At 69.9% G+C, this 17,317-nt stretch carries 17 protein-coding genes and 2 pseudogenes; 11 read left to right on the forward strand and 8 right to left on the reverse strand.

Annotation, left to right across the window (positions count from 1 at the left end; genetic code table 11):
- The first annotated feature begins 11 nt into the window (after positions 1-11).
- The 9 genes and pseudogenes from ACWGKQ_RS16575 (at position 12) to ACWGKQ_RS16615 (ending at position 5,167) form a co-directional block, all read left to right on the forward strand.
- Positions 12-518: a methylated-DNA--[protein]-cysteine S-methyltransferase gene (locus ACWGKQ_RS16575; protein WP_453292631.1), complete on the forward strand. Its 507-nt coding sequence runs from the start codon at positions 12-14 to the stop codon at positions 516-518.
- Between the two features lie 86 nt (positions 519-604).
- Positions 605-1,336: a 2OG-Fe(II) oxygenase gene (locus ACWGKQ_RS16580; RefSeq protein WP_453292632.1), complete on the forward strand. Its 732-nt coding sequence runs from the start codon at positions 605-607 to the stop codon at positions 1,334-1,336.
- A complete protein-coding gene (locus tag ACWGKQ_RS16585; protein ID WP_453292633.1) occupies positions 1,333-1,638 on the forward strand; it encodes an Ada metal-binding domain-containing protein in 306 nt (101 codons plus the stop codon). The genes ACWGKQ_RS16580 and ACWGKQ_RS16585 overlap by 4 nt, the downstream gene beginning before the upstream one ends.
- Positions 1,635-2,189 (forward strand): hypothetical protein, encoded by a 555-nt coding sequence (locus ACWGKQ_RS16590; RefSeq protein WP_453292634.1) that lies wholly within the window; start codon positions 1,635-1,637, stop codon positions 2,187-2,189. Before ACWGKQ_RS16585 ends, ACWGKQ_RS16590 begins: the two co-directional genes overlap by 4 nt.
- An 11-nt stretch (positions 2,190-2,200) precedes the next feature.
- Positions 2,201-2,449, forward strand: coding sequence for a hypothetical protein (locus ACWGKQ_RS16595; protein ID WP_453292635.1), 249 nt, complete (start codon positions 2,201-2,203; stop codon positions 2,447-2,449).
- 215 nt (positions 2,450-2,664) lie between these two features.
- Positions 2,665-2,790 (forward strand): annotated as a pseudogene (locus ACWGKQ_RS16600) (IS3 family transposase); the annotation flags it as partial.
- 239 nt (positions 2,791-3,029) lie between these two features.
- The gene (locus ACWGKQ_RS16605) at positions 3,030-3,482 is read left to right on the forward strand and encodes a hypothetical protein (protein ID WP_453292636.1); all 453 of its coding nucleotides are present in this window, start codon (positions 3,030-3,032) and stop codon (positions 3,480-3,482) included.
- Between the two features lie 29 nt (positions 3,483-3,511).
- Positions 3,512-4,177, forward strand: a complete 666-nt coding sequence (locus ACWGKQ_RS16610; RefSeq protein WP_453292637.1) for an iron-containing redox enzyme family protein — start codon at positions 3,512-3,514, stop codon at positions 4,175-4,177.
- A 159-nt stretch (positions 4,178-4,336) separates the two neighbouring features.
- Complete coding sequence (locus ACWGKQ_RS16615; protein ID WP_453292638.1) at positions 4,337-5,167, forward strand: TauD/TfdA family dioxygenase; 831 nt, start codon at positions 4,337-4,339, stop codon at positions 5,165-5,167.
- Between the two features lie 34 nt (positions 5,168-5,201).
- Here ACWGKQ_RS16615 and ACWGKQ_RS16620 read toward each other — a convergent pair whose 3' ends face one another.
- Genes ACWGKQ_RS16620 through ACWGKQ_RS16630 form a run of 3 tightly spaced genes read right to left on the reverse strand, consistent with a single transcriptional unit; the run spans position 5,202 to position 8,220 of the window.
- Positions 5,202-6,227 carry an NAD(P)-dependent oxidoreductase gene (locus tag ACWGKQ_RS16620; RefSeq protein ID WP_453292639.1) on the reverse strand — a complete coding sequence of 342 codons (1,026 nt, stop codon included), beginning with the start codon at positions 6,225-6,227 and terminating at the stop codon, positions 5,202-5,204.
- Positions 6,224-7,255, reverse strand: coding sequence for a hypothetical protein (locus tag ACWGKQ_RS16625; protein WP_453292640.1), 1,032 nt, complete (start codon positions 7,253-7,255; stop codon positions 6,224-6,226). The genes ACWGKQ_RS16620 and ACWGKQ_RS16625 overlap by 4 nt, the downstream gene beginning before the upstream one ends.
- An 8-nt stretch (positions 7,256-7,263) precedes the next feature.
- A complete protein-coding gene (locus ACWGKQ_RS16630) occupies positions 7,264-8,220 on the reverse strand; it encodes an FAD-dependent oxidoreductase (protein WP_453292641.1) in 957 nt (318 codons plus the stop codon).
- Positions 8,221-8,547: 327 nt separating this feature from the next.
- Here ACWGKQ_RS16630 and ACWGKQ_RS16635 point away from each other — a divergent pair, with 327 nt between their 5' ends.
- Positions 8,548-10,791: an ATP-binding protein gene (locus ACWGKQ_RS16635; RefSeq protein WP_453292642.1), complete on the forward strand. Its 2,244-nt coding sequence runs from the start codon at positions 8,548-8,550 to the stop codon at positions 10,789-10,791.
- Between the two features lie 11 nt (positions 10,792-10,802).
- On the opposite strand, the gene ACWGKQ_RS16640 is transcribed toward ACWGKQ_RS16635, so the two are convergent.
- The 5 genes from ACWGKQ_RS16640 to ACWGKQ_RS16660 all read right to left on the reverse strand — a co-directional run bounded on the left by ACWGKQ_RS16640 (position 10,803) and on the right by ACWGKQ_RS16660 (position 16,164).
- The gene (locus tag ACWGKQ_RS16640; protein ID WP_453292643.1) at positions 10,803-11,264 is read right to left on the reverse strand and encodes a GNAT family N-acetyltransferase; all 462 of its coding nucleotides are present in this window, start codon (positions 11,262-11,264) and stop codon (positions 10,803-10,805) included.
- Positions 11,265-11,442: 178 nt separating this feature from the next.
- A complete protein-coding gene (locus ACWGKQ_RS16645) occupies positions 11,443-12,420 on the reverse strand; it encodes an SCO2521 family protein (protein WP_453292644.1) in 978 nt (325 codons plus the stop codon).
- Position 12,421: 1 nt separating this feature from the next.
- Entirely contained in the window at positions 12,422-13,408 is a 987-nt protein-coding gene (locus tag ACWGKQ_RS16650) for an SCO2522 family protein (protein WP_453292645.1), read from the reverse strand.
- Entirely contained in the window at positions 13,405-14,322 is a 918-nt protein-coding gene (locus ACWGKQ_RS16655) for an SCO2523 family variant P-loop protein (RefSeq protein ID WP_453292646.1), read from the reverse strand. The genes ACWGKQ_RS16650 and ACWGKQ_RS16655 overlap by 4 nt, the downstream gene beginning before the upstream one ends.
- A 3-nt stretch (positions 14,323-14,325) precedes the next feature.
- Positions 14,326-16,164, reverse strand: coding sequence for an SCO2524 family protein (locus ACWGKQ_RS16660; protein ID WP_453292647.1), 1,839 nt, complete (start codon positions 16,162-16,164; stop codon positions 14,326-14,328).
- Positions 16,165-16,524: 360 nt separating this feature from the next.
- Here ACWGKQ_RS16660 and ACWGKQ_RS16665 point away from each other — a divergent pair.
- Positions 16,525-17,129 (forward strand): annotated as a pseudogene (locus tag ACWGKQ_RS16665) (DUF6461 domain-containing protein).
- Positions 17,130-17,317 lie beyond the last annotated feature (188 nt).

Raw genomic sequence — 17,317 nt, forward strand, 5'->3', positions numbered from 1 at the left:
ACACCGGACCGATGACGCTCCACACGGCCATGGACAGCCCGCTGGGCGAACTGCTGCTGGTGGGCGAGGAATCGGCCACCGCCGAGGGCGGCACCGCACTGGCCTCGCTGTCCGTGCCCGGCCGGCAGAACGAGGCCGTCGTCCAAGGCGGCTGGATCCGCAAGCCGGAGGCGTTCACCGAGATCGTCGCCCAGCTGCGCGCCTACTTCGACGGCGGACTCACCCGCTTCGGCATCGAGTACGTCACCAGCGGCTCGGACTTCCGGCAGCGGGTGTGGACGGCCCTGGAAGCCATCCCGTACGGCACCACCCTCACCTACGGCGACATCGCCGACAGGATCGGCGCCCCGAGGGCCGCGGTACGGGCCGTGGGCACCGCGATCGGAGCCAACCCGCTGCTGGTCGTTCGCCCCTGCCACCGTGTGATCGGCGCCGACGGCGCGCTGACCGGCTACGCCGGCGGTCTGGAGCGGGGGCAGCGGCTCCTGGACCTCGAAAGCGTCCACCAGGCCGCCTGAGAAACCGTCACCCCCGGCTGCGCACCGTCCCCCTCGTGACGGCGGAACCGGGGTGGCGTCACCCTCGACGCAAGGAATCCCCCACCATGATCGAGACCACCCGGCTCGCGGGCCCGGTCGCCGGCCGGGTCGCCCACAGTGACTGGGCAGCCCTGACCGACGAACTCGACGGGCACGGCAACGCCCTGACCGGGCAGCTCCTCACACCCGCCGAGTGCGCTGAGATCGCCGCCCTCTACGACGAGCCGGCCCGTTTCCGCACGACCGTGGACATGGCCCGCCACCGCTTCGGCTCCGGCCAGTACCGCTACTTCACCCACGATCTGCCCGACCTGGTGCGGGAGTTGCGCGAGGCGTTCTACCCGCGCCTGCTGCCCATCGCCCGCGACTGGGCGGCCAGGCTCGGCAAGCCCGCGCCCTGGCCCGACAGCCTGGAGGAGTGGCTTCGGCTGTGCCACGAGGCAGGCCAGACCAAATCCGCGCAGATCCTGCTGCGTTACGGTCCCGGCGACTGGAACGCCCTGCACCGCGACGTGTTCGGCGACATGGTCTTCCCCCTTCAGGTCGTCATCGGCCTCGACGCCCCCGGCACGGACTTCACCGGCGGGGAGTTCCTGATGACCGAGCAGCGGCCGCGTGCGCAGTCCCGCGGCTCGGCCACGACCCTGCCGCAGGGCCACGGCCTGGTCTTCACCACCCGCGGCCGGCCGGTGGCGACCAAGCGCGGCTGGTCCAACGGGCCGATGCGGCACGGCGTGAGCACCGTCCGCTCCGGCCGCCGCCACACCCTCGGCATCGTCTTCCACGACGCGGCATGACCGCCGCCCGCCCCGTCGCCGGCGAGCCCGAGCGCGCTTACACCCTGCTCGGCCCGGACGGACAGCCTTACCGGAGCCCGATTCCGGGAGCTCTCGGGGGGCACCGCCGCGGACGCCTGTACGGGCGGCTGGACTGCCCGTCCGCGCTGCGGGCCATCGCCCGCGGCCACTACGTCGGGAACCGGGTGTTCTTCGCCGACGAGACCACCGCGATCGCCGCCGGATACCGGCCCTGCGCCGCGTGCCTTCCCGCCGAGTACGCCCGCTGGAGAGCGAACCGAGAAAGCACCACCACCTCATGAACTCCCGCACCGAGCAGCATGACACCTCCTGTTCCCCCCTCATCGGCGCGGCCGACCTCGCCGCGTACGCAGGCGGCCTGCCCGCACCCCAGCCGCACACCGAAGCCGAACTCGCCACGGTCATCGGACTGTTGACCGCGCCGAAGGCACGGATCGAGACGGTCGCGATCGGACACGGCCGCGACGACGCCTCCCGCGCCGCGGCCCGGGCGTTCGTTCGCGCGTGGACGGCCCGGGGCGGACAGGTGCTCACGGTGGTGGACTGGCCGGAGACGGCCGCCTCCTGGCTGCGCTCGGCCAGGCGTCTGACCGCCGAAACCCCCGACGCATGGGTGATCGCCGCCGCTGTACTGGGCTTCGCCCAGCTCGCGCGCCGCCTGCGCCGGACCACCGACTTCGACCCAGCCCGCACCGTCGCGTTCTCCTCGCCGCACACCCCCCTCCTGACCGCACTCGCCGGCCCCGACACCCTGAGCGGGCTGCGCGGCGCGAGCACCGACGGCGGCGTCTGGGAGGTACGCGGGGCGTGGGTCACCTCCTACCCGCCGTAGGAGGTGACCGCGTGAGCGCACTGATTCCCCAACCCGCCATGGAGGTTGCGCCCGGCACGGTGCCCGCGCCGGGCCGGCTCACCCTCGACGAGCACATCGAACTCGCCTCCGGAGACGTGTTCGTCTTCGGTGGCCCCTCCCACTACGTCCACCTCGGTGTCCACGAAGGCACCCCCGACCCTGCCTGCGGTCTGGAGTACGGTCGGCTGATCATCACCATGCGAGTCACCGGCCTCACCCACCCCGAGAAGACGCGATGACCGCCGTCACCGGCGCGGACGGCCTCGCGCGCCGTCCCTTGGCCGCCGACCGTACTCCAGACCGCATGCCGGTCCCCGACCGGTGCCCAAAAATGATCAAGGTCCGGTTCGGACTCCTCCGAACCGGCCCCAACCTGCGACTGTCTCCAGTCGGGACGACAGGATTTGAACCTGCGACCGTCAGCTGCATCCATACGGGCAAATCCGAGGGTTGCGGGGTTTGGCAGGTCTGGCGGCAGCTGCACCGTGAGGGCATATCGGCAGCCCGTTGCACCATCGCCCCGCTGATGCGCGACATCGGCATCGAGGGAGCCGGGCGCGGGAAGAAGATCCGCCCAACGCCAGCCGCGACCGACGGCTGGAGTCGACGCACAGGGCCCCCACCGATCCCGGAGCGATTCAGGATATGTGCGCCCCCTTCCGGGATGCAGTGCTCGCCCGGACAGGCAGGCCCGCTGCGCGGTGCAGCCGGCGAGCGGCCACAGTATGCACCAATTCCGCACTTACCTCCCGTGAGACATGGCCGGGCCGGTAGCGTGTCCAGTGGTGGTCGGGCAGTACTCGCCAAGGGCGGTGGGGCATGGATCCGGTGTCGGCGGCGTTACTCGCGGAACTGGCAGGAGGCGCCGGCGGTGCACTCGGCCACCAGGCGTGGGTAGCGCTCACCTCGCTGGTACGCCGCCCGTTCGGACACGGCTACGACCCATCCGCGCAGGCTCCGGCTGTCAGCACCGGAGAGACGGAGCTGATCCGGCTTCAGGAGGAGCCCGGTGACACGGCGCGTGCAAGGGCGTTGAGCACCGCCTTGGCGACGCGAGCCACGGTGGATCCGGAGTTCTCCGCCGACCTGCGGCAGTGGATTGAACAGGCGAAATCTATGCGAACCAGCGAAGGTGACGTCCACAACACGCTCAGCGGCGGCACCCAGTACGGGCACGTGGTGCAAGGGCGGGACTTCTCCGGATTGACCTTCAACACCCCCGCTCCGCCGCCACCCGCCCCCCGAACGGAGACTCCGCCGACGCAAGGCTGAGCCGACTGGATACTGCGGAGGCGGACGCCATGTACGCAACGTCGCAACATCTGCGAAGTTTCGTGGATCAGCACAGGGTGCTTCGCCACCCGTTCCTCGCGTTGGTGGCCTCCGGCAAGGCCGAGCCCGAGCATCTCATCGCCTGGGGGCTTCAGGAACGCCACGTGTCGTACACCTTTCCCCGGTCCATCGGTCTACTGATCTCGTGCGCCGATGACTTCCCCATGAGGACGGTGCTCGCCGAGAACCTGTGGGAGGAGTTCGGTGAGGGGAATCCCGACCAGGCCCACGCCGTCCTGCTCGACAACCTGCTCAATTCGATGGGAGTCGGCAGGGACCGACTCGACTGCCCTCCGACCGACGGGACGCTTGCGTTCCTCAAGACGCAGCGCGAACTCACGATGTGGAGCGTCTGGCGAGGCGTGGGCGCCTTCTGTTACGCGAACGAGTACCTGTCGCTCGCCGAATTCCGCCCGTTGGAAGCCGCCGTCCGGTCCCGTTTCCCGGCGGCCGACCTCTCGTACTTCACCGAGAACATGAAAGCCGACACGCGGCACACCGAACTCCTCGAGTCGCTGATCGACGCCGCGGCAGAAAACCCCTCGACCAGGGCGGACATCGAGTACGGCGTCAGCGCGGCGCTCGACGCGCGCTGCCTGTTCTACGACTTTTTGGTGGCGCGGGAAGCCGAGTGACGGATCATGGATAATGAGAGGTCCGCACACATATCGTGCGGGGAATGGCACGACGAACTCGACGGCCTGCCCTTGGGATTGCCCGTGGTGCCACGACAGAATGTCGCAGCGTTTGTCCGCGCCGCAGCCAAGGTGGCCGCCAAGTTACCAGGTGCCCTTATGGAACGCCTGGAGGCGCTGAGGACGGGACAGGACGGCCATGGCTATCTTCACGTGACGGATCTTCCCTGTTCACCCGGCGCGCTGCCGAGAACGCCTGACAGCAGGCCCGCCCCGGTCGAGCGCCCGCTGCTTGACATGGAGGGCTGGCTCTTGGCTGTATGCACGGCAATGGGCGTGCCCACCGCTTACCGCGAGCTGCACTCGGGCAGTCTGCTTCAGGACGTCTATCCGTCGCCGAATGCCCATCCGCTGTCGGCGCAGAGCTCGACCATTCCGCTGGCCCTGCACTCGGAAATGCTGTACCACCGGTGGCGGCCAGACTTCCTGCTGCTCGCGTGCTCACGCGCGGACCACGACGGCGCTGCCGGGACGACCGTGGCGGCCGCGCGGGCCGCGCTGCCGCTGCTCGGGGCCGCCGAGCTGGAGATCCTGCGCGAGCGCCGGAGGGCATGCGGCACGGACCTGGCCTTCCGTCACACGGACGGATCGAGCCCGCAGGCGCACGTGCTGGTCGTCGACGGTGTTCCCGCCGATCCCCGACTCGCCTTCGACCGCGAGCTGCTGGAACCCGGCGACCCATCGGCCCGTCGAGCCCTGCAGGCGCTGTCCGAGGCTCTGGACGAAGTCACCGACACGGTACGGATGCGTCCCGGTGACTTGCTGATCCTGGACAACGCACGCGTCGTCCACGGTCGCACGGCTTTCACGCCGCGCTGGGACGGCCACGACCGGTGGCTGCACAGGACGTACGCCAGGTCCCTCCCGCGGGATCCCTCCGGCGCGGAGGCCGCTCTCCCTTACCAGACAAAGCCGTTCGCGCCCTGCTGAATCCGGCAGCTCCGCCCGCTTCGGCTCCCCGGCGCTACTCGCCGCCGCGCTGCACGATTGTCCGCCGTTCGCGGAAGTCGGGGTTGGTGACGTCGGGAGAGCCGGTCCCTGACAGCACGTCGCACACTGCGCAGGCGGCACGCAGGCCGGCGCGCAGCCCCGCGTCCCGGGTGAGGAAGCCCATCTGGGGGACGGACAGAAAGCGTTCCGGGCCGAGCGACGTGAGCGCGGTCCAGGCGTCCCCGGGTCCGAGGCCGTCCACAGCGGCCCGGAGGTTCCTGTGCTCGACAGCCCAGGCAAGCGCCACAGGATCGACGAGATCGTGATGGCCCGTGTTCACCAGCAGGGCGCCGTCCTTGCAGATCGCCAGCTCCCGCCTGCCGAGCATCGGCGGTTCGTCCGCAGTGGGTCCCGGGCGGTGCAGGCTGATCACGTCGGACCGGGCGAGCAGGCCGTCGAGGTCGGTGTACGCGATGCCCGTGGCGGCCTCGAGCGCCTGGTTGCGTCGCGGGGACGTGTACAGCACACGCATGCCCAGTCCCTGGGCGATCACGGCGACGCGTGCTCCGATCCTGCCTGCTCCGACCACTCCCAGGATGCGACCGCCCAGCTCGCGGCCCTCGGGAGGCGACACAGTGGCGATCGCGGCGGCCGGGGCGTGCGGGGTTCTCACAATGGCGTCGGTGAACGGGCGGGCCAGGGTGAGCGCGAGCAGGACGGTGAACTCCGCGACCGAAGCCGCGTTTTCGCCCGGTGTGTTCGCGAAAGCTATCCCCAGGTCGTACGCCGTGCGCCAGCCGGGCACGTAGCTCCGGAAGTCGGTACCGACGAACGCGACGGCTTCCAGCCCCACGGCTCGTTCGAAATGGGCGGGCTCCGGCTCCTCGTATCCGCCGATCAGGTACCCGGAGACGCCATCGAGCGCCGCATGCAGGTCATCCTTGCCCAGATGGTCGTCGGCGACCTCCCGCAGTACGAACCCACGTTCGACGATCAGGCGGCGAGCCTCTGGCGGCACCACGGTTGTTCCGGTGACCAGGACGATGAGCTGCTCATTCATGTGCCCTCCTGTGGCGTACGGCGCCATGCCGCCGTCATCACCTCCGCCGGGAACGGGGCGAACCGCTGACCCTCAAAGACGTCATCGCGTCCTCGCCGCAGCTCGAAGACGATGAGGGACAGTGGCCCGCGCCAGGTGAACTGACCGCAGACGATGACCCGTGCTTCGTGCACCCGCCCGGGCAGCGCCGCGGCAGCCTGTTCCAAGACCTCCTCCGTCGCATCGTGTCCGTCGTCGTCGGGCTCGTGCTCGATGACCACCGTCGCCCGCCGCATCGACGCGGCCGCCCGAAGCAGCATGGCCACGGTGGTTCCGGCGAAGCCCGAATCCGCCGGGGCCGCCTCCCGCCCGTGGTCGGCCCCGGCGGCGGCAAGAACGTCGCGAGCCGATTCGGTCAGCTGCGGCGGCGCACCCAGCAGCGGCGACCGCCGCCCGAACTGCGGCGACGTGTACAGCACGGCGCCCTCCTCCGGGACCGGCAGGTCGCGCCAGCCGACCGGGGCTGTTGCGTCCGCGCACACCAATCGGCCGGTGGCAGCGGGAGGCCGGTGGCGAGCGAGATCGCCGGTGACCTCCTCGTACCCGAGCGGAGTACCGCGCAAGGCCCGTAACGCCAGTACGACAGCCAGGCAGGACGCGACGGCCACCTCGCCGGCGCTGCCGTACTCGGGAAGCATCGCCAGCACCGACAGCAGGCCGTCGAGGTCGCGGATCGGCGGCAGTTGCCGGAGCATCCGGGCATGGCGGCCGGTGGCGCGGCTCTTCGCCAGGCTGACGCAGGCCAGGACAGGGTCGATCTCGATCCCGAAGAACGGCAGGTTCATCAGCCGGGCGGCCGTCGCCGAACTCCCCCCGCCGGCGAAGGGATCGACCACAGCGCTGCACGACGGGCCCACCAGGTCGGCGACGACCGCCATTGTCGTGCGGACGTTGGAGGCGCTCGCCGTCTGGAACCACCGGTCCACGGGTTCTCGCGGGTCCGGGTGGTAGCGTCCGGCGTCCAGCGGCAGGGCTAGGGACACGGGCATTCCTCTCCTCAACCGATCAGGCCCTGAACCTGCCGAGCACAACCCCACGACAGGGTGACCCCCGATCCTCCGTGGCCGTAGTTGTGCACCGCGAGAGCGCCATGGTGGCTGCCGCGTTCCAGCCGTACGCGCGGCCGCACCGGCCGTAGACCGACCCGGATCTCCCTGACCCCGGCACGGCCGAGCGCGGGCTGGACGGCGGCGCAGCGTGCCACGATCCGCTCGGCGGCCTCCGGGTCCGGCCGCAGGTCGCTTCTGCCGTGTCTGACCATCCCGCCCAGGACGACGTGGTCGGGGTGGGCGATCCAGTAGGTGGGGTCCTCGCTCTCGGGGAAGTCCGAGAAGAAGCCCTCGATCCCCGGATTCTCCGTGATCACCAACTGGCCCCAACTCGGGGTCATTTCCAGGTCGCCGACCAGATCCCGGGCCCCCAGTCCCGCGCAGTTGACCACCACCGGGGCGATGTCCAGCGCCCGGTCCAGGTCGCGCAACGGGCTGTCCAGCAGTCGAACGGTGGCCCCGGACGTGACCAGACGCTTCATCAAGTAGTCGAGGTAGACGGGCATGTCGAAGACCGGGGCCCGGTAGGTCCACCCCCATCCGAAGCCAGGCGGCAGTTCGGACGGACCACAGGTGGCGAATCCGCTCACCGAACACAACCACGCGGGCGGCTCCGCCGGCTCGTGCGAAGCCTCGATCCCCTGGGTGATGCGGACACCGGATTGCGGATCGGCGGCGATCGCCGTCAGGTCCGGCAGGCTGTCCAGGCTCCAGTCCAGCACCCTGGGATCATCGAAGACGTACGGCCCCCACAGGGCCCCGGCAACCGCGGACGTCGTACGCTGGGGTTCGCGGTCGGAGACGACGGTGACCACTCGTCCCGCCTCGGACAGCACCAGTGCGGTCGTCAGTCCCGCCACCCCGCACCCGACAACAACGACCTCAGGATCCGCTGAGACAGCCACCGGTCCAGAGTAGGGATTCGCCCGGATCGCATCCAGATGGGCGGTCCGTCAAATGCTCTGCAACCGGCCGCTGCTGGGCGGAGCAACTGGTTGACTGGGAGGAGAGCACCGTATGGGCGGTGGTCAGCTGCTTGCGAGCGAGAGGCCATGCCGATGGGAGGCTCCGAAGGGCGGGACGATCGCGGTCCCGACCGATCCGGGGCAACTCGCTCCGAGTTGTCCGGGAACGCCTGGGACGTGGTCCAGGCGCGCGACGTCACCGGTGGGATCCACTTCCACCACGCGGACCGTGCCCTTGGGCCCAGTCCACGGCAACTTCCCGCAGACGTGAGGGGATTCGTCGGCAGGCAGGCGGCACTCGAAAGCCTCGACGACATCCTGGCCCGCGGCACCGAGGGCTCGCAGACCGTGGTGATCTCGACGATCGCCGGCACCGCCGGCGTCGGCAAGACCTCCCTCGCGACACACTGGGCGCACCGGGTCAAGGACCACTTCCCCGACGGCCAGTTGCACGTCAATCTCCGGGGCTACGACGCGGGACCTCCCGTCACCGCCGATCAGGCACTCGAGCGGTTCCTGCGCGCGCTGGGGGTCGCTCCGGGAGCGATCCCCGACGACCCCGAGGACAAGGCCGCGCTCTACCGGTCCCTGCTGGCCGGGCGGCGCATGCTCATCGTGCTGGACAATGCCGCGGCCGTACGCCAAGTGCGCCTCCTGCTGCCCGGGACCTCCTCCTGCATGGTGCTGGTGACCAGTCGTGACCGGTTGTCCGGGCTGGTGGCCCGGGACGGCGCGCACCGGCTGGACCTCGATGTCCTCGCAGAAGACGAGGCAGTGCGGTTGTTACGGGACAGCACCCGGGGGCACCGCGGCCCGGACCCCGAGCCCGAGCTGATCCAGCTCGCCCGTCTGTGTGCCCGCCTTCCCCTGGCGCTGCGCATCGCGGCCGAGCGCGCGGCTGCCAGGCCGCACATGCCGCTCAGCGACCTGATCACTGATCTGCAGGACGAGTCCTCCCTCTGGATAGCTCTGTCGGCGGACGAGGAGGACGACAGCGACGCGGTGCACACCGTGTTCGCCTGGTCCTACCGTGCCTTGGGCAGCGACGCCGCCCGCATGTTCCGGCTGCTGGGCCTGCACCCCGGGCCGGACTTCTCGGTCCACGCCGCGGCGGCCCTGGCAGGCGTCTCCACCGTCACCGCACGGCGACTGCTCGACTCCCTCGCCGCCACTCATCTGATCTCCGCGTCCGCTTACGACCGATTTCAGTTCCACGACCTGCTCAGAGCCTTCGCCTCCGAGCAGGCGGTGAACGACGAGACGCCGGAAGGCCGCGCATCCGCGGTGCGGCGGTTGTGCGAGTGGTATCTGGAGGCGATGGCGGCGGCCGCCGTGGTGCACGACGCGCAGTACGCCGACGATTGGCATGTCCATCGTGCGCGGGCCGGCCTGCCAGGGCTTCCGGACGTGTCGGACTACGAGCGGGCCATGGCCTGGTTCACCGCCGAGACCGACAACCTCATTGCGGTCAGCAGGACGGCGGCCGAGGCCGGCCTCCACGAGGTGGCGTGGAAGCTGCCGGCCCTGTTACGTACGCCTTTCCTGGACCGGCACCCCGTGCAGGGCTGGCTGCCGATGGCCGAGCAGGCGCTACTGGCGGCTCGGCGATCCGAGGATCTGGTCGGCCAAGCCGTGACGCTTCTCGGCATGAGCATCGCGCACCGCCAGGCTCACCACGTCGCGGAGGCCGTCGAGCACAGCCGTGCCGCGCTGGCCGCCGCCCGTCAGGTCGACGACGCGTGGCAGACGATCGCCGCCCTGGTCATGCTCGGGCACGCGCTGCGCCTGGGGCGTCGGCTCGACGAAGCCCTGGATTCGTACCAGGAGGCACTGGACATCGCCCGAGCGCTACGGCTGCGGCTGTGGATCGTGTGGGGGCTCATCGGGCGCGCCGAGGCGCTGCTCGACTCCGGTTCCCACACTGAGGCCCGCGAATGCGTGGCGGCGACGCTGCGGGAACTGCACGACGGCGAGAGCCCCGGAGCCCGCTCGGAATGCCTGTGGGTGGAGGCGACGATCGACCGGGAGACGGACCGCCTGGCCGACGCGGACCGGCACATCAGCCAAGCCCTGCACATTGCGTACGAGACCCGCAACGTCATCTACCAAGGCCAGTGCGAGACCGAACTCGGGCGGATCTGCCTCGCGTCAGGCCGAGCCGAAGACGGACTGGCCGCGCTCCAGCGTGCCGCGTCGATCGGCCGGCTCCTGGGTGACCAGGCGATGGAGGGGACGGCGCTCGACATGACCGGGCTCGCCTACCAGGCGCTGGAGAGGCCGCAGGAAGCCGTGCAGTTCCACCGCCTCGCCGTCGCGGAGTTCCGCGAGCTCGGCGACGACTGGCGGGTTGCCGGTGCGCTGGAGAACCTGGCTGCGGCCATGGGCCGGACCGGTGATCCGTCCGCCGCGGCATCGCACCGGCGGGAGGCCGTCGGCATCCTGCAGGGCTACACCGACGCCCGGGCGAGGGCGTTGTGCTCGGCTGTGACGGCCCGGTTGCCTGCTGGCTGACCACTGGTGGGCTAAGGGGAGCGGAGGGGCGCCGCTCGGACCATCACCAGGCGGTCCTGGCCCGGCCCGAAATAGTCGGGGCGCTGTTCGGCGAGGCGGAAACCCGACGCCTGGTAAAGCCGCAGGGCGGGGTGGTTGTCCGGGGCGACGCTCAGCCAGACCGTGCCGAGCCGCCTGGTGTCCGCGAGGCTCAGCACGGCGTCGAGCAGACGGCGCCCGTGCCCCTGCTGCCGGTATGCGCAGTCGACCGCGAGCGACAGGAGCCACAACCGGCCGTTGCCGTCACCGCCCAGGAGCACGTAGCCGTACAGCTCTCCGGCGCCGGCGGTGACGAGCATGTGGTGGCCATGAACGTCGAACAGCTGGCGCAGTGCGAAGTACGGATAGCTGAGGCCGGGGAACGCGCGCGCCTCCAGGGCCGCGATAGCCGCCAGGTCGTCCTCGACCGCATGTCGCACCTGTCCGTGCCGCATGCCACCAAGTGTGCACCGGGCGTGGCTCCGGGTTCCCGTCATTCACCGCCAAGGAGGGCCGCGCAGCGTCCAGCCCGGCCGGCGCAGCGGCGTCCGGTGTGTTCGACGATCCGGCCGTGCGTCGTGGTCTCCTCCGGAGGGACTGTGCGCGTCCGCGCCCACACCAATGTGCGGGCGGTCAGGACTGCAGGTGCGCGGCGGTCTGCAGGGCCAGCTGATCCCTGATCCGTTGGACCAGGATCAGCCACTGCCTGGTGAATCCGGGTTCCCGCTCCAGCGCGTCCCACAACGGGCGGAGGACCCGGTCCACACGCGCTGCCGGCATCCACAGATGCAGCAGATGGTCGAAGGCGGGGCGCAGCGCCGCCAGCGCGTCCCGCCCGTCGGTCGAGCCGAGCCGGCTGCGCTCGACCATCCTCAGGAGCGTCGTGAGCAGCCAGTCGTGCAGTGTGAGGTCATGGCAGAGCCCTGCGGCGGCGTCTGCGGTGATTCCCGTCGGCAGCCGGAGCTCCGCCGTTCGCAGCCCGTTCCCGGCCAGGGTGAAGCTCTCCAGGGACGGACCCTCACCGGCAGGGGCCGGTAACCCCACCCAACGCAGACGGGTGACCTGGGACTTGAAGGGCGGCTGATTGTCGAGTGCCCGGTCCCGCAGTACCCAGCCGAGTGTACGGCCGGCGATCGCTCCCAGGTCGAGGTCACCGGGGCGGCCGGCGTCTTTGAGGCAGCCGTCGGCGACATCCCGCCCGGGAAGCGTGCCGAACGGCTCGACGACGCCGGGGCGGGCCAGGTAGTGGCCCCAGCGGCGGCGGCGATGGGCGCCGTCGGCCGTGACCGCGCAGAAGGCGCCCGCCTGGAGCAGCCGGCCCTCGGTGAGGGTGGCGCGGGTGGTGACGGTGCCGACGGCGCGGACCTTGGCACCGGAGGCGGTGGGCAGGTGACAGTCCACGCCGGTCATCACGTCGGGTGACCGGACGTACAGGTTGGGCCGCTTGGAGAGCCGGATCTGCTCACCGGTCCGCAATCGCAACAGGGCTGCGGCGCTGCGCCCGGTCAGTGCCTGGGAGTGCGGCAGCAGGCAGGTGTGCACCTCGCCGAGGACCAGAACCGGCTCCGGGTTCTGCTCGGTCACCTCATCGGTATCCGCGACGTAGGCCATCTCAGGGCCCCTCGTAGAAGACGTAGGAGATGCGGTCGGGGATCTCCTCGGGTACCGAAAGGCCTTCGCCGAGGGCGCGTTCGGCGACTTGGCGGAGAGCCTGCGGCTCGACGTTCACCTGGTCGAGGACGACCCGCACGGCATGTTCGACCGGAAGGAGACGGGACGGCAGGACGGAACAGGTGCGGTAGGCGGAGAAGGGCGCAGCGGAGGGGCTGAGCCGGATCAGCGGCGGCAGCGCGTCCCAGTCATCCGGGAAGTCCTCACCGACCGTCCACGGCACGGGCTGGAGAACGGGTTCGCCGCAGTGCCGCAGCAGTCCGAGGCGGGCCAGCTGCCAGACGGCGGCCAGGAACGCACACGACCAGACGCGCCGGCTGCCGAAGGCGTCCCAGAGCTCCGTGTCGATGAAGATCGAGTGCCGCCGGGCGGTGGTCTCGGCGGGCGGTTGCCAGGCAGTGGCGTCGGCCATTGCTTCCACGGTCCGCAGGCCGGGGGTTCGGCGGCCGTTGGCGAGCCAGCCGGTCTGACCGACCGGCGGCCGGGAGCCATCGCTGCCAGGGGCCGGCGATTCGACGAGACGGGCCTCGACCACCTCAGCGACGGGGACGTCGTCCGCAACGACGCAGCCGGACTCGCGGGCCAGGTAGTCGATCACGAGCCCGGCGCGCTCGGCCTCGGCGAGCAGGACAGGAAGGAGTGCTGCGGGGGTGGAGAAGCGGGTGCAGTATTCGTCCACCAGAAAGCAGGTGCTGACCCGGAGCCGGCGTCCGCCGACGGCGACCGTACGCGCCGTGTCGGCCCACGGCCGGACCCGGGCGAAGTGCGCGCGCAGCCTTTCCGGACCCGCCTCGAAGTCCTCCGTATAGAGGTGACCGAGTTCCAGTGACACATGGGCGAGGGGCACCGCCTGGATGCGCGGCTCGGCGGTCGTCTCCCGGAAGACGGCTTCGGCTTCGGCTTCGGCTTCGGCCTCGGCTTCGGTCACGGCATCCCCCAGGCGTCGTCGTCGGTGAGTCTCTCGGCCAGGTTCTGGAATGCGTTCACCGTCTCCAGGCCGGCGACCTTGCTCAGGAGCACGTCCTCGTCGGTGATCAGCTGTTCGCGCCACTGCAGTACCGGGTCGAGCGGTACGGAGCCGAGGATCGCGGTGCAGCCGGCACCGCGGTCGGCGGCGAGCCGGTCGAGGTCCTGGGCGCACGTGCGCATCCACGCGGACTGGGCGGCCGGCGCCAAGCACCACGGCGGCTTCTCGGGATCGGGCACGGCGGCGCGTACGAAGCGCATGCTTCCGCGCAGTTGCTCGACGTCGTGACCGCGGGCGACGCCGCCGGTGAGGATGCCGCGCGGGCCGAAGGCGAACCCGGAGGCGGCGATCACATGCTGCCGGGTCCAGCGGTGATGGATGAGCCACCGGGCGCCGACGCCTTGTAGTTCGGGCCGCGCGGTGACCTCCAGCACCAGGTCGACGGCGTAGCTGCGGCCGGCGCTGAGGTCGACCGCCACCACGTCGAACTCGCTGTGGAGCCGTAGGAAGAGATCGACGCAGCGGATCACCGAGTCGTTGCCGACGGCGAACTCACCGCCGCTGCGGTCGCCGGGGAACAGGACGAGGTTGCCGGAGCCGGCGGGCCGGTGGCGAAGTGCCAGGTGCTCGGTATGTGCCCAGACATCGAGCCGGGCCGGCTCGTGCACCTGCCCCTGGAGGTACGAGTGCAGGCCGCCCTGGTCGATGCCCCCCATCGCGCCCGGTACGTCGAAGACCGCCGCGACAGTGGGCGAGCCGAAGTCGAAGTCCAGGTAGCAGACGTCGTCACCGGTCAGTGCACGACGGAAGGCGATGTTGGCGGTGGTGACCGAGCGGCCGGTACCGCCCTTGTCCGAAGCGGCGAAGACGAGCACCGTTCACTCTCCCCGGGAGGCGGCGCGTCTGGCCCGCGCCAGGCTGTCGAGTTCGCCCAGGACTCCCAGGGTGAGCGCGATCGCGGTGCCTGGCTGCCCGTCGAGGAGCTCGCGTGCCCGCGCGAGTCGGGCCTCGACGGACCTCAGCGCGAGGTTGAGGGAGGTGTCCTGGCCCGAGGTAGGTTCGAGCAGTTCCTTGCCGAGCAGGTGGGTCGCCTCGCTGAGCAGCGAGTAGGCACAGCTGATCAGTTCGGTGCTGTGGATCGGCGGCTCACCGTAGAGCCGGTGGCCGACCACCATGCACTCGACGACTCGTTCGGTGAAGCTCCAGGACGGCGGCCGCCCTGTGGTCGGCGCACCCTGGTATACGGCCCGGATGTCGTCCCACAGACCGGTTCCCTCGCCGTCGCGGATCCGCCGCTCCCACACGTGGCCGAAGATGCGCTCGGTGAGTCTCAGCAGCCGGTCGTTCGAGGACACGTTCCTGGACAGCGCGCACAGTTGGATGCTCCGCTTGAGCAACTGAGCGGAGAAATCGGCCATGGTCCACTGCATCGGAGGTCCGATGTCGCCGCTCCCCTGGAGCGGCAGCCGCACGCCCGGGGCGTGCAGGGCAATCGCCGTGTCCTCCGCTGTCATCCGGCTGCTGATCCGGCCACGTTCGGCGAGCCGTTCCATCACCGCGACGGTACGGGTGAGGTCGTCGTCGGTGGCGCGGCGGCGTACCAGGTCGTGGACCAGGATGGAGGTGACCGACAGGGAAAAGTACTCGGACTCCAGACGCTGCCCGGTCGTGCGCCAGGGGATGTCCTCCAGCGGCCAGACGTCGCCGAACCGTGCGATGCCGGACCAGTACTGCTGAGTGATCTCCCACCGCAGGCGTAACGCCTCGGCGAGCCGCTGCTGTTCGGGGTTCAGCAGGCCGAGGGTGATGGTGCGTTCGGAGAACAGGTCCTGGATGCCGTCGAGGGCGACGACGGTGAAATAGAGGTACGGGATCGGCCAGGCGACGCCGTCGGGCTGCCTGCCGATGGACTCCGTCGTCTCGACCGGCGGGGAGTCCCTCACCAGAGTCCAGGCCCACCCGCACTCGAAGAGCCGGTTCTGGTCGGCGAGGCGGTCGGCGATGTCGACGCCGAGCACGAGGCTCTCGTTGACGGTGGCGCGCAGTGCTCCGAAGCGTCGCTGGAACCGCTCCACCACGACGCGTCGGGAGACCTGTCCCTGCCCCAGGACATCGCACAGGGTGCGGCCCTGCGCATCGTCGGGATCGAAGACGTTGACGGTGAAGGATCGCAGCAGGCTCACCATGGCGGCGGTGAGCCGGGTCTCGGTGGCGGCCCTGAGCTCCTCGGCGAGGCCAAGCACCTCCGCGCGCCGGGTTGTGCCCGTGTAGCACTTGAGAAAGCCGAGGGTGGCCAGGCACAGAGTGATCGACATCGAGAAAGAGTCGACGACGCCCAGCCGGCGCTGTTCCTGGGTGGGTTCCTCGCCGGGGTCGCACGCGTCGAAGTAATGACCGCCCGCGAAGTCGGGTCGGTCGTCCTCGGCGGTATAGGAGTCCATGAACTCGGCAAGTATGCGGACCAGCTTCGCGGGGATCTCCGTCCGGCCACCGATGCCCTTCAGCGCCGTCTCCACGTCGCGTTGCACGGTATCCGGGACGTCCAGCCTGAATGCGGGGATCTCCGTGGCCGGATACATCAGGCACAACAGCCGCTCGGCGTCCGCGACGCTGCTGAGACCTCCCCTTTCACCCCAGTCCCATTCACCGCTCTCGAACGAGTGGCGTGATACCGCCTGCCATATATCAAGTAGGTGCTGGCGTGGCTTGATCCGCATCCCCCACCCCTCGCTCCGGTGTCCCGAGCTCCGGTCCAGAGCATATCTGCCCTCGCACTTCCAAAGGGGACATCGGAACAGTCGCCGCCTGTTCAGATATTCGCGCCGGAGGATCCTCCGCGGCATTCCCGAATCAGATGGCGCCGCCTCGCCGGTATCCACTGATCCAATTCAGTATCGGATGGCATACAAGGCGGTTCTCACCACTGGTCAGTCTGCCCAACCAGGCAGTGATCCGCTGGGGGATGTCCGGACAACGTAGGCCTGGATACGTTCCTCTCCGTTGTTCCGCTACACGCTGGAGACCGGGTACACCCTGACCCTGGTGCGGGGCGTGACACATGCACAGGGGCGGACGCGTTGCTCGAGCGGCAGGACGAACTGGGCGACCCGACGGGCTTCTGGTACGCGTCCTTCATCGCGGGAGCGTTCACGGTTCCGGGCGAAGGTGGCGACTGGACGCTCGTCCTGCATGTCGAAGACGGAGGCATGGGAATGCAGCCGCGCTTCCTGGAGGCCCTGTCGGCCGGAGGGTGCGCCGTGGTGCACGCCAGCAACGGAGGCAAGCCCATGCACTTTTCCATTGGTATGAGGACGGGGAACTTCGGACCGCCTTCGAGCAGCAGGCAGCCAGGGACGGCAGCACTCCCGATGCCCTCAACTCGGTGATGCGCAAGGTCGGCTTCGCACTGTCGGGCGACGGGGGCGAGACGAGGGAGCGTGTCTGCATCAAGGCGGCGGGCTTCGCCCTCGCCAAGCGCCTGACCGGAGCTCGGGTGACGGAGGAACTACTCCGGGATGCCGAATACCAACTCGGACATGCGCTCAAGGACCCCGCAGAGGATTACACCGACATCGACATCACCGATGCCCACAGGGAATGTCTCTACAAGGAAGTCACCCGCGACGTGGTCGAGGGCACTTTGGCCCTTGTCAACTGCGGACCTTTATCGTCCACTCCCTGACCCGCGGTGCGCTATGCCTGAGCCGAGAGCTTGAGCCAGGTGATCAGCCGTCGTTTCGACGGTAGCGGTGTAGTCGGTCCAGTTGCGTGTGACGGAGTTCGTCCAATCCGTCACGTTGTCGACGCTGCTTCCAGTGAGGGCGGCAGAGATTGACGCAGGAATGTCGGCTGCCAGCACAGGGCGCCGTC

This window comes from Streptomyces sp. NPDC054770, from assembly GCF_053611985.1.

Coding starts and splice junctions, on each gene's coding strand:
- ACWGKQ_RS16610 (WP_453292637.1), top strand. CDS start 3,512: ATGTACGCAACGTCGCAACATCTGCGAAGTTTCGTGGATCAGCACAGG.
- ACWGKQ_RS16585 (WP_453292633.1), top strand. CDS start 1,333: ATGACCGCCGCCCGCCCCGTCGCCGGCGAGCCCGAGCGCGCTTACACC.
- ACWGKQ_RS16640 (WP_453292643.1), bottom strand. CDS start 11,264: ATGCGGCACGGACAGGTGCGACATGCGGTCGAGGACGACCTGGCGGCT.
- ACWGKQ_RS16660 (WP_453292647.1), bottom strand. CDS start 16,164: ATGCGGATCAAGCCACGCCAGCACCTACTTGATATATGGCAGGCGGTA.
- ACWGKQ_RS16620 (WP_453292639.1), bottom strand. CDS start 6,227: ATGAATGAGCAGCTCATCGTCCTGGTCACCGGAACAACCGTGGTGCCG.
- ACWGKQ_RS16580 (WP_453292632.1), top strand. CDS start 605: ATGATCGAGACCACCCGGCTCGCGGGCCCGGTCGCCGGCCGGGTCGCC.
- ACWGKQ_RS16625 (WP_453292640.1), bottom strand. CDS start 7,255: ATGCCCGTGTCCCTAGCCCTGCCGCTGGACGCCGGACGCTACCACCCG.
- ACWGKQ_RS16645 (WP_453292644.1), bottom strand. CDS start 12,420: ATGGCCTACGTCGCGGATACCGATGAGGTGACCGAGCAGAACCCGGAG.
- ACWGKQ_RS16615 (WP_453292638.1), top strand. CDS start 4,337: ATGGAACGCCTGGAGGCGCTGAGGACGGGACAGGACGGCCATGGCTAT.
- ACWGKQ_RS16575 (WP_453292631.1), top strand. CDS start 12: ATGACGCTCCACACGGCCATGGACAGCCCGCTGGGCGAACTGCTGCTG.
- ACWGKQ_RS16605 (WP_453292636.1), top strand. CDS start 3,030: ATGGATCCGGTGTCGGCGGCGTTACTCGCGGAACTGGCAGGAGGCGCC.
- ACWGKQ_RS16590 (WP_453292634.1), top strand. CDS start 1,635: ATGAACTCCCGCACCGAGCAGCATGACACCTCCTGTTCCCCCCTCATC.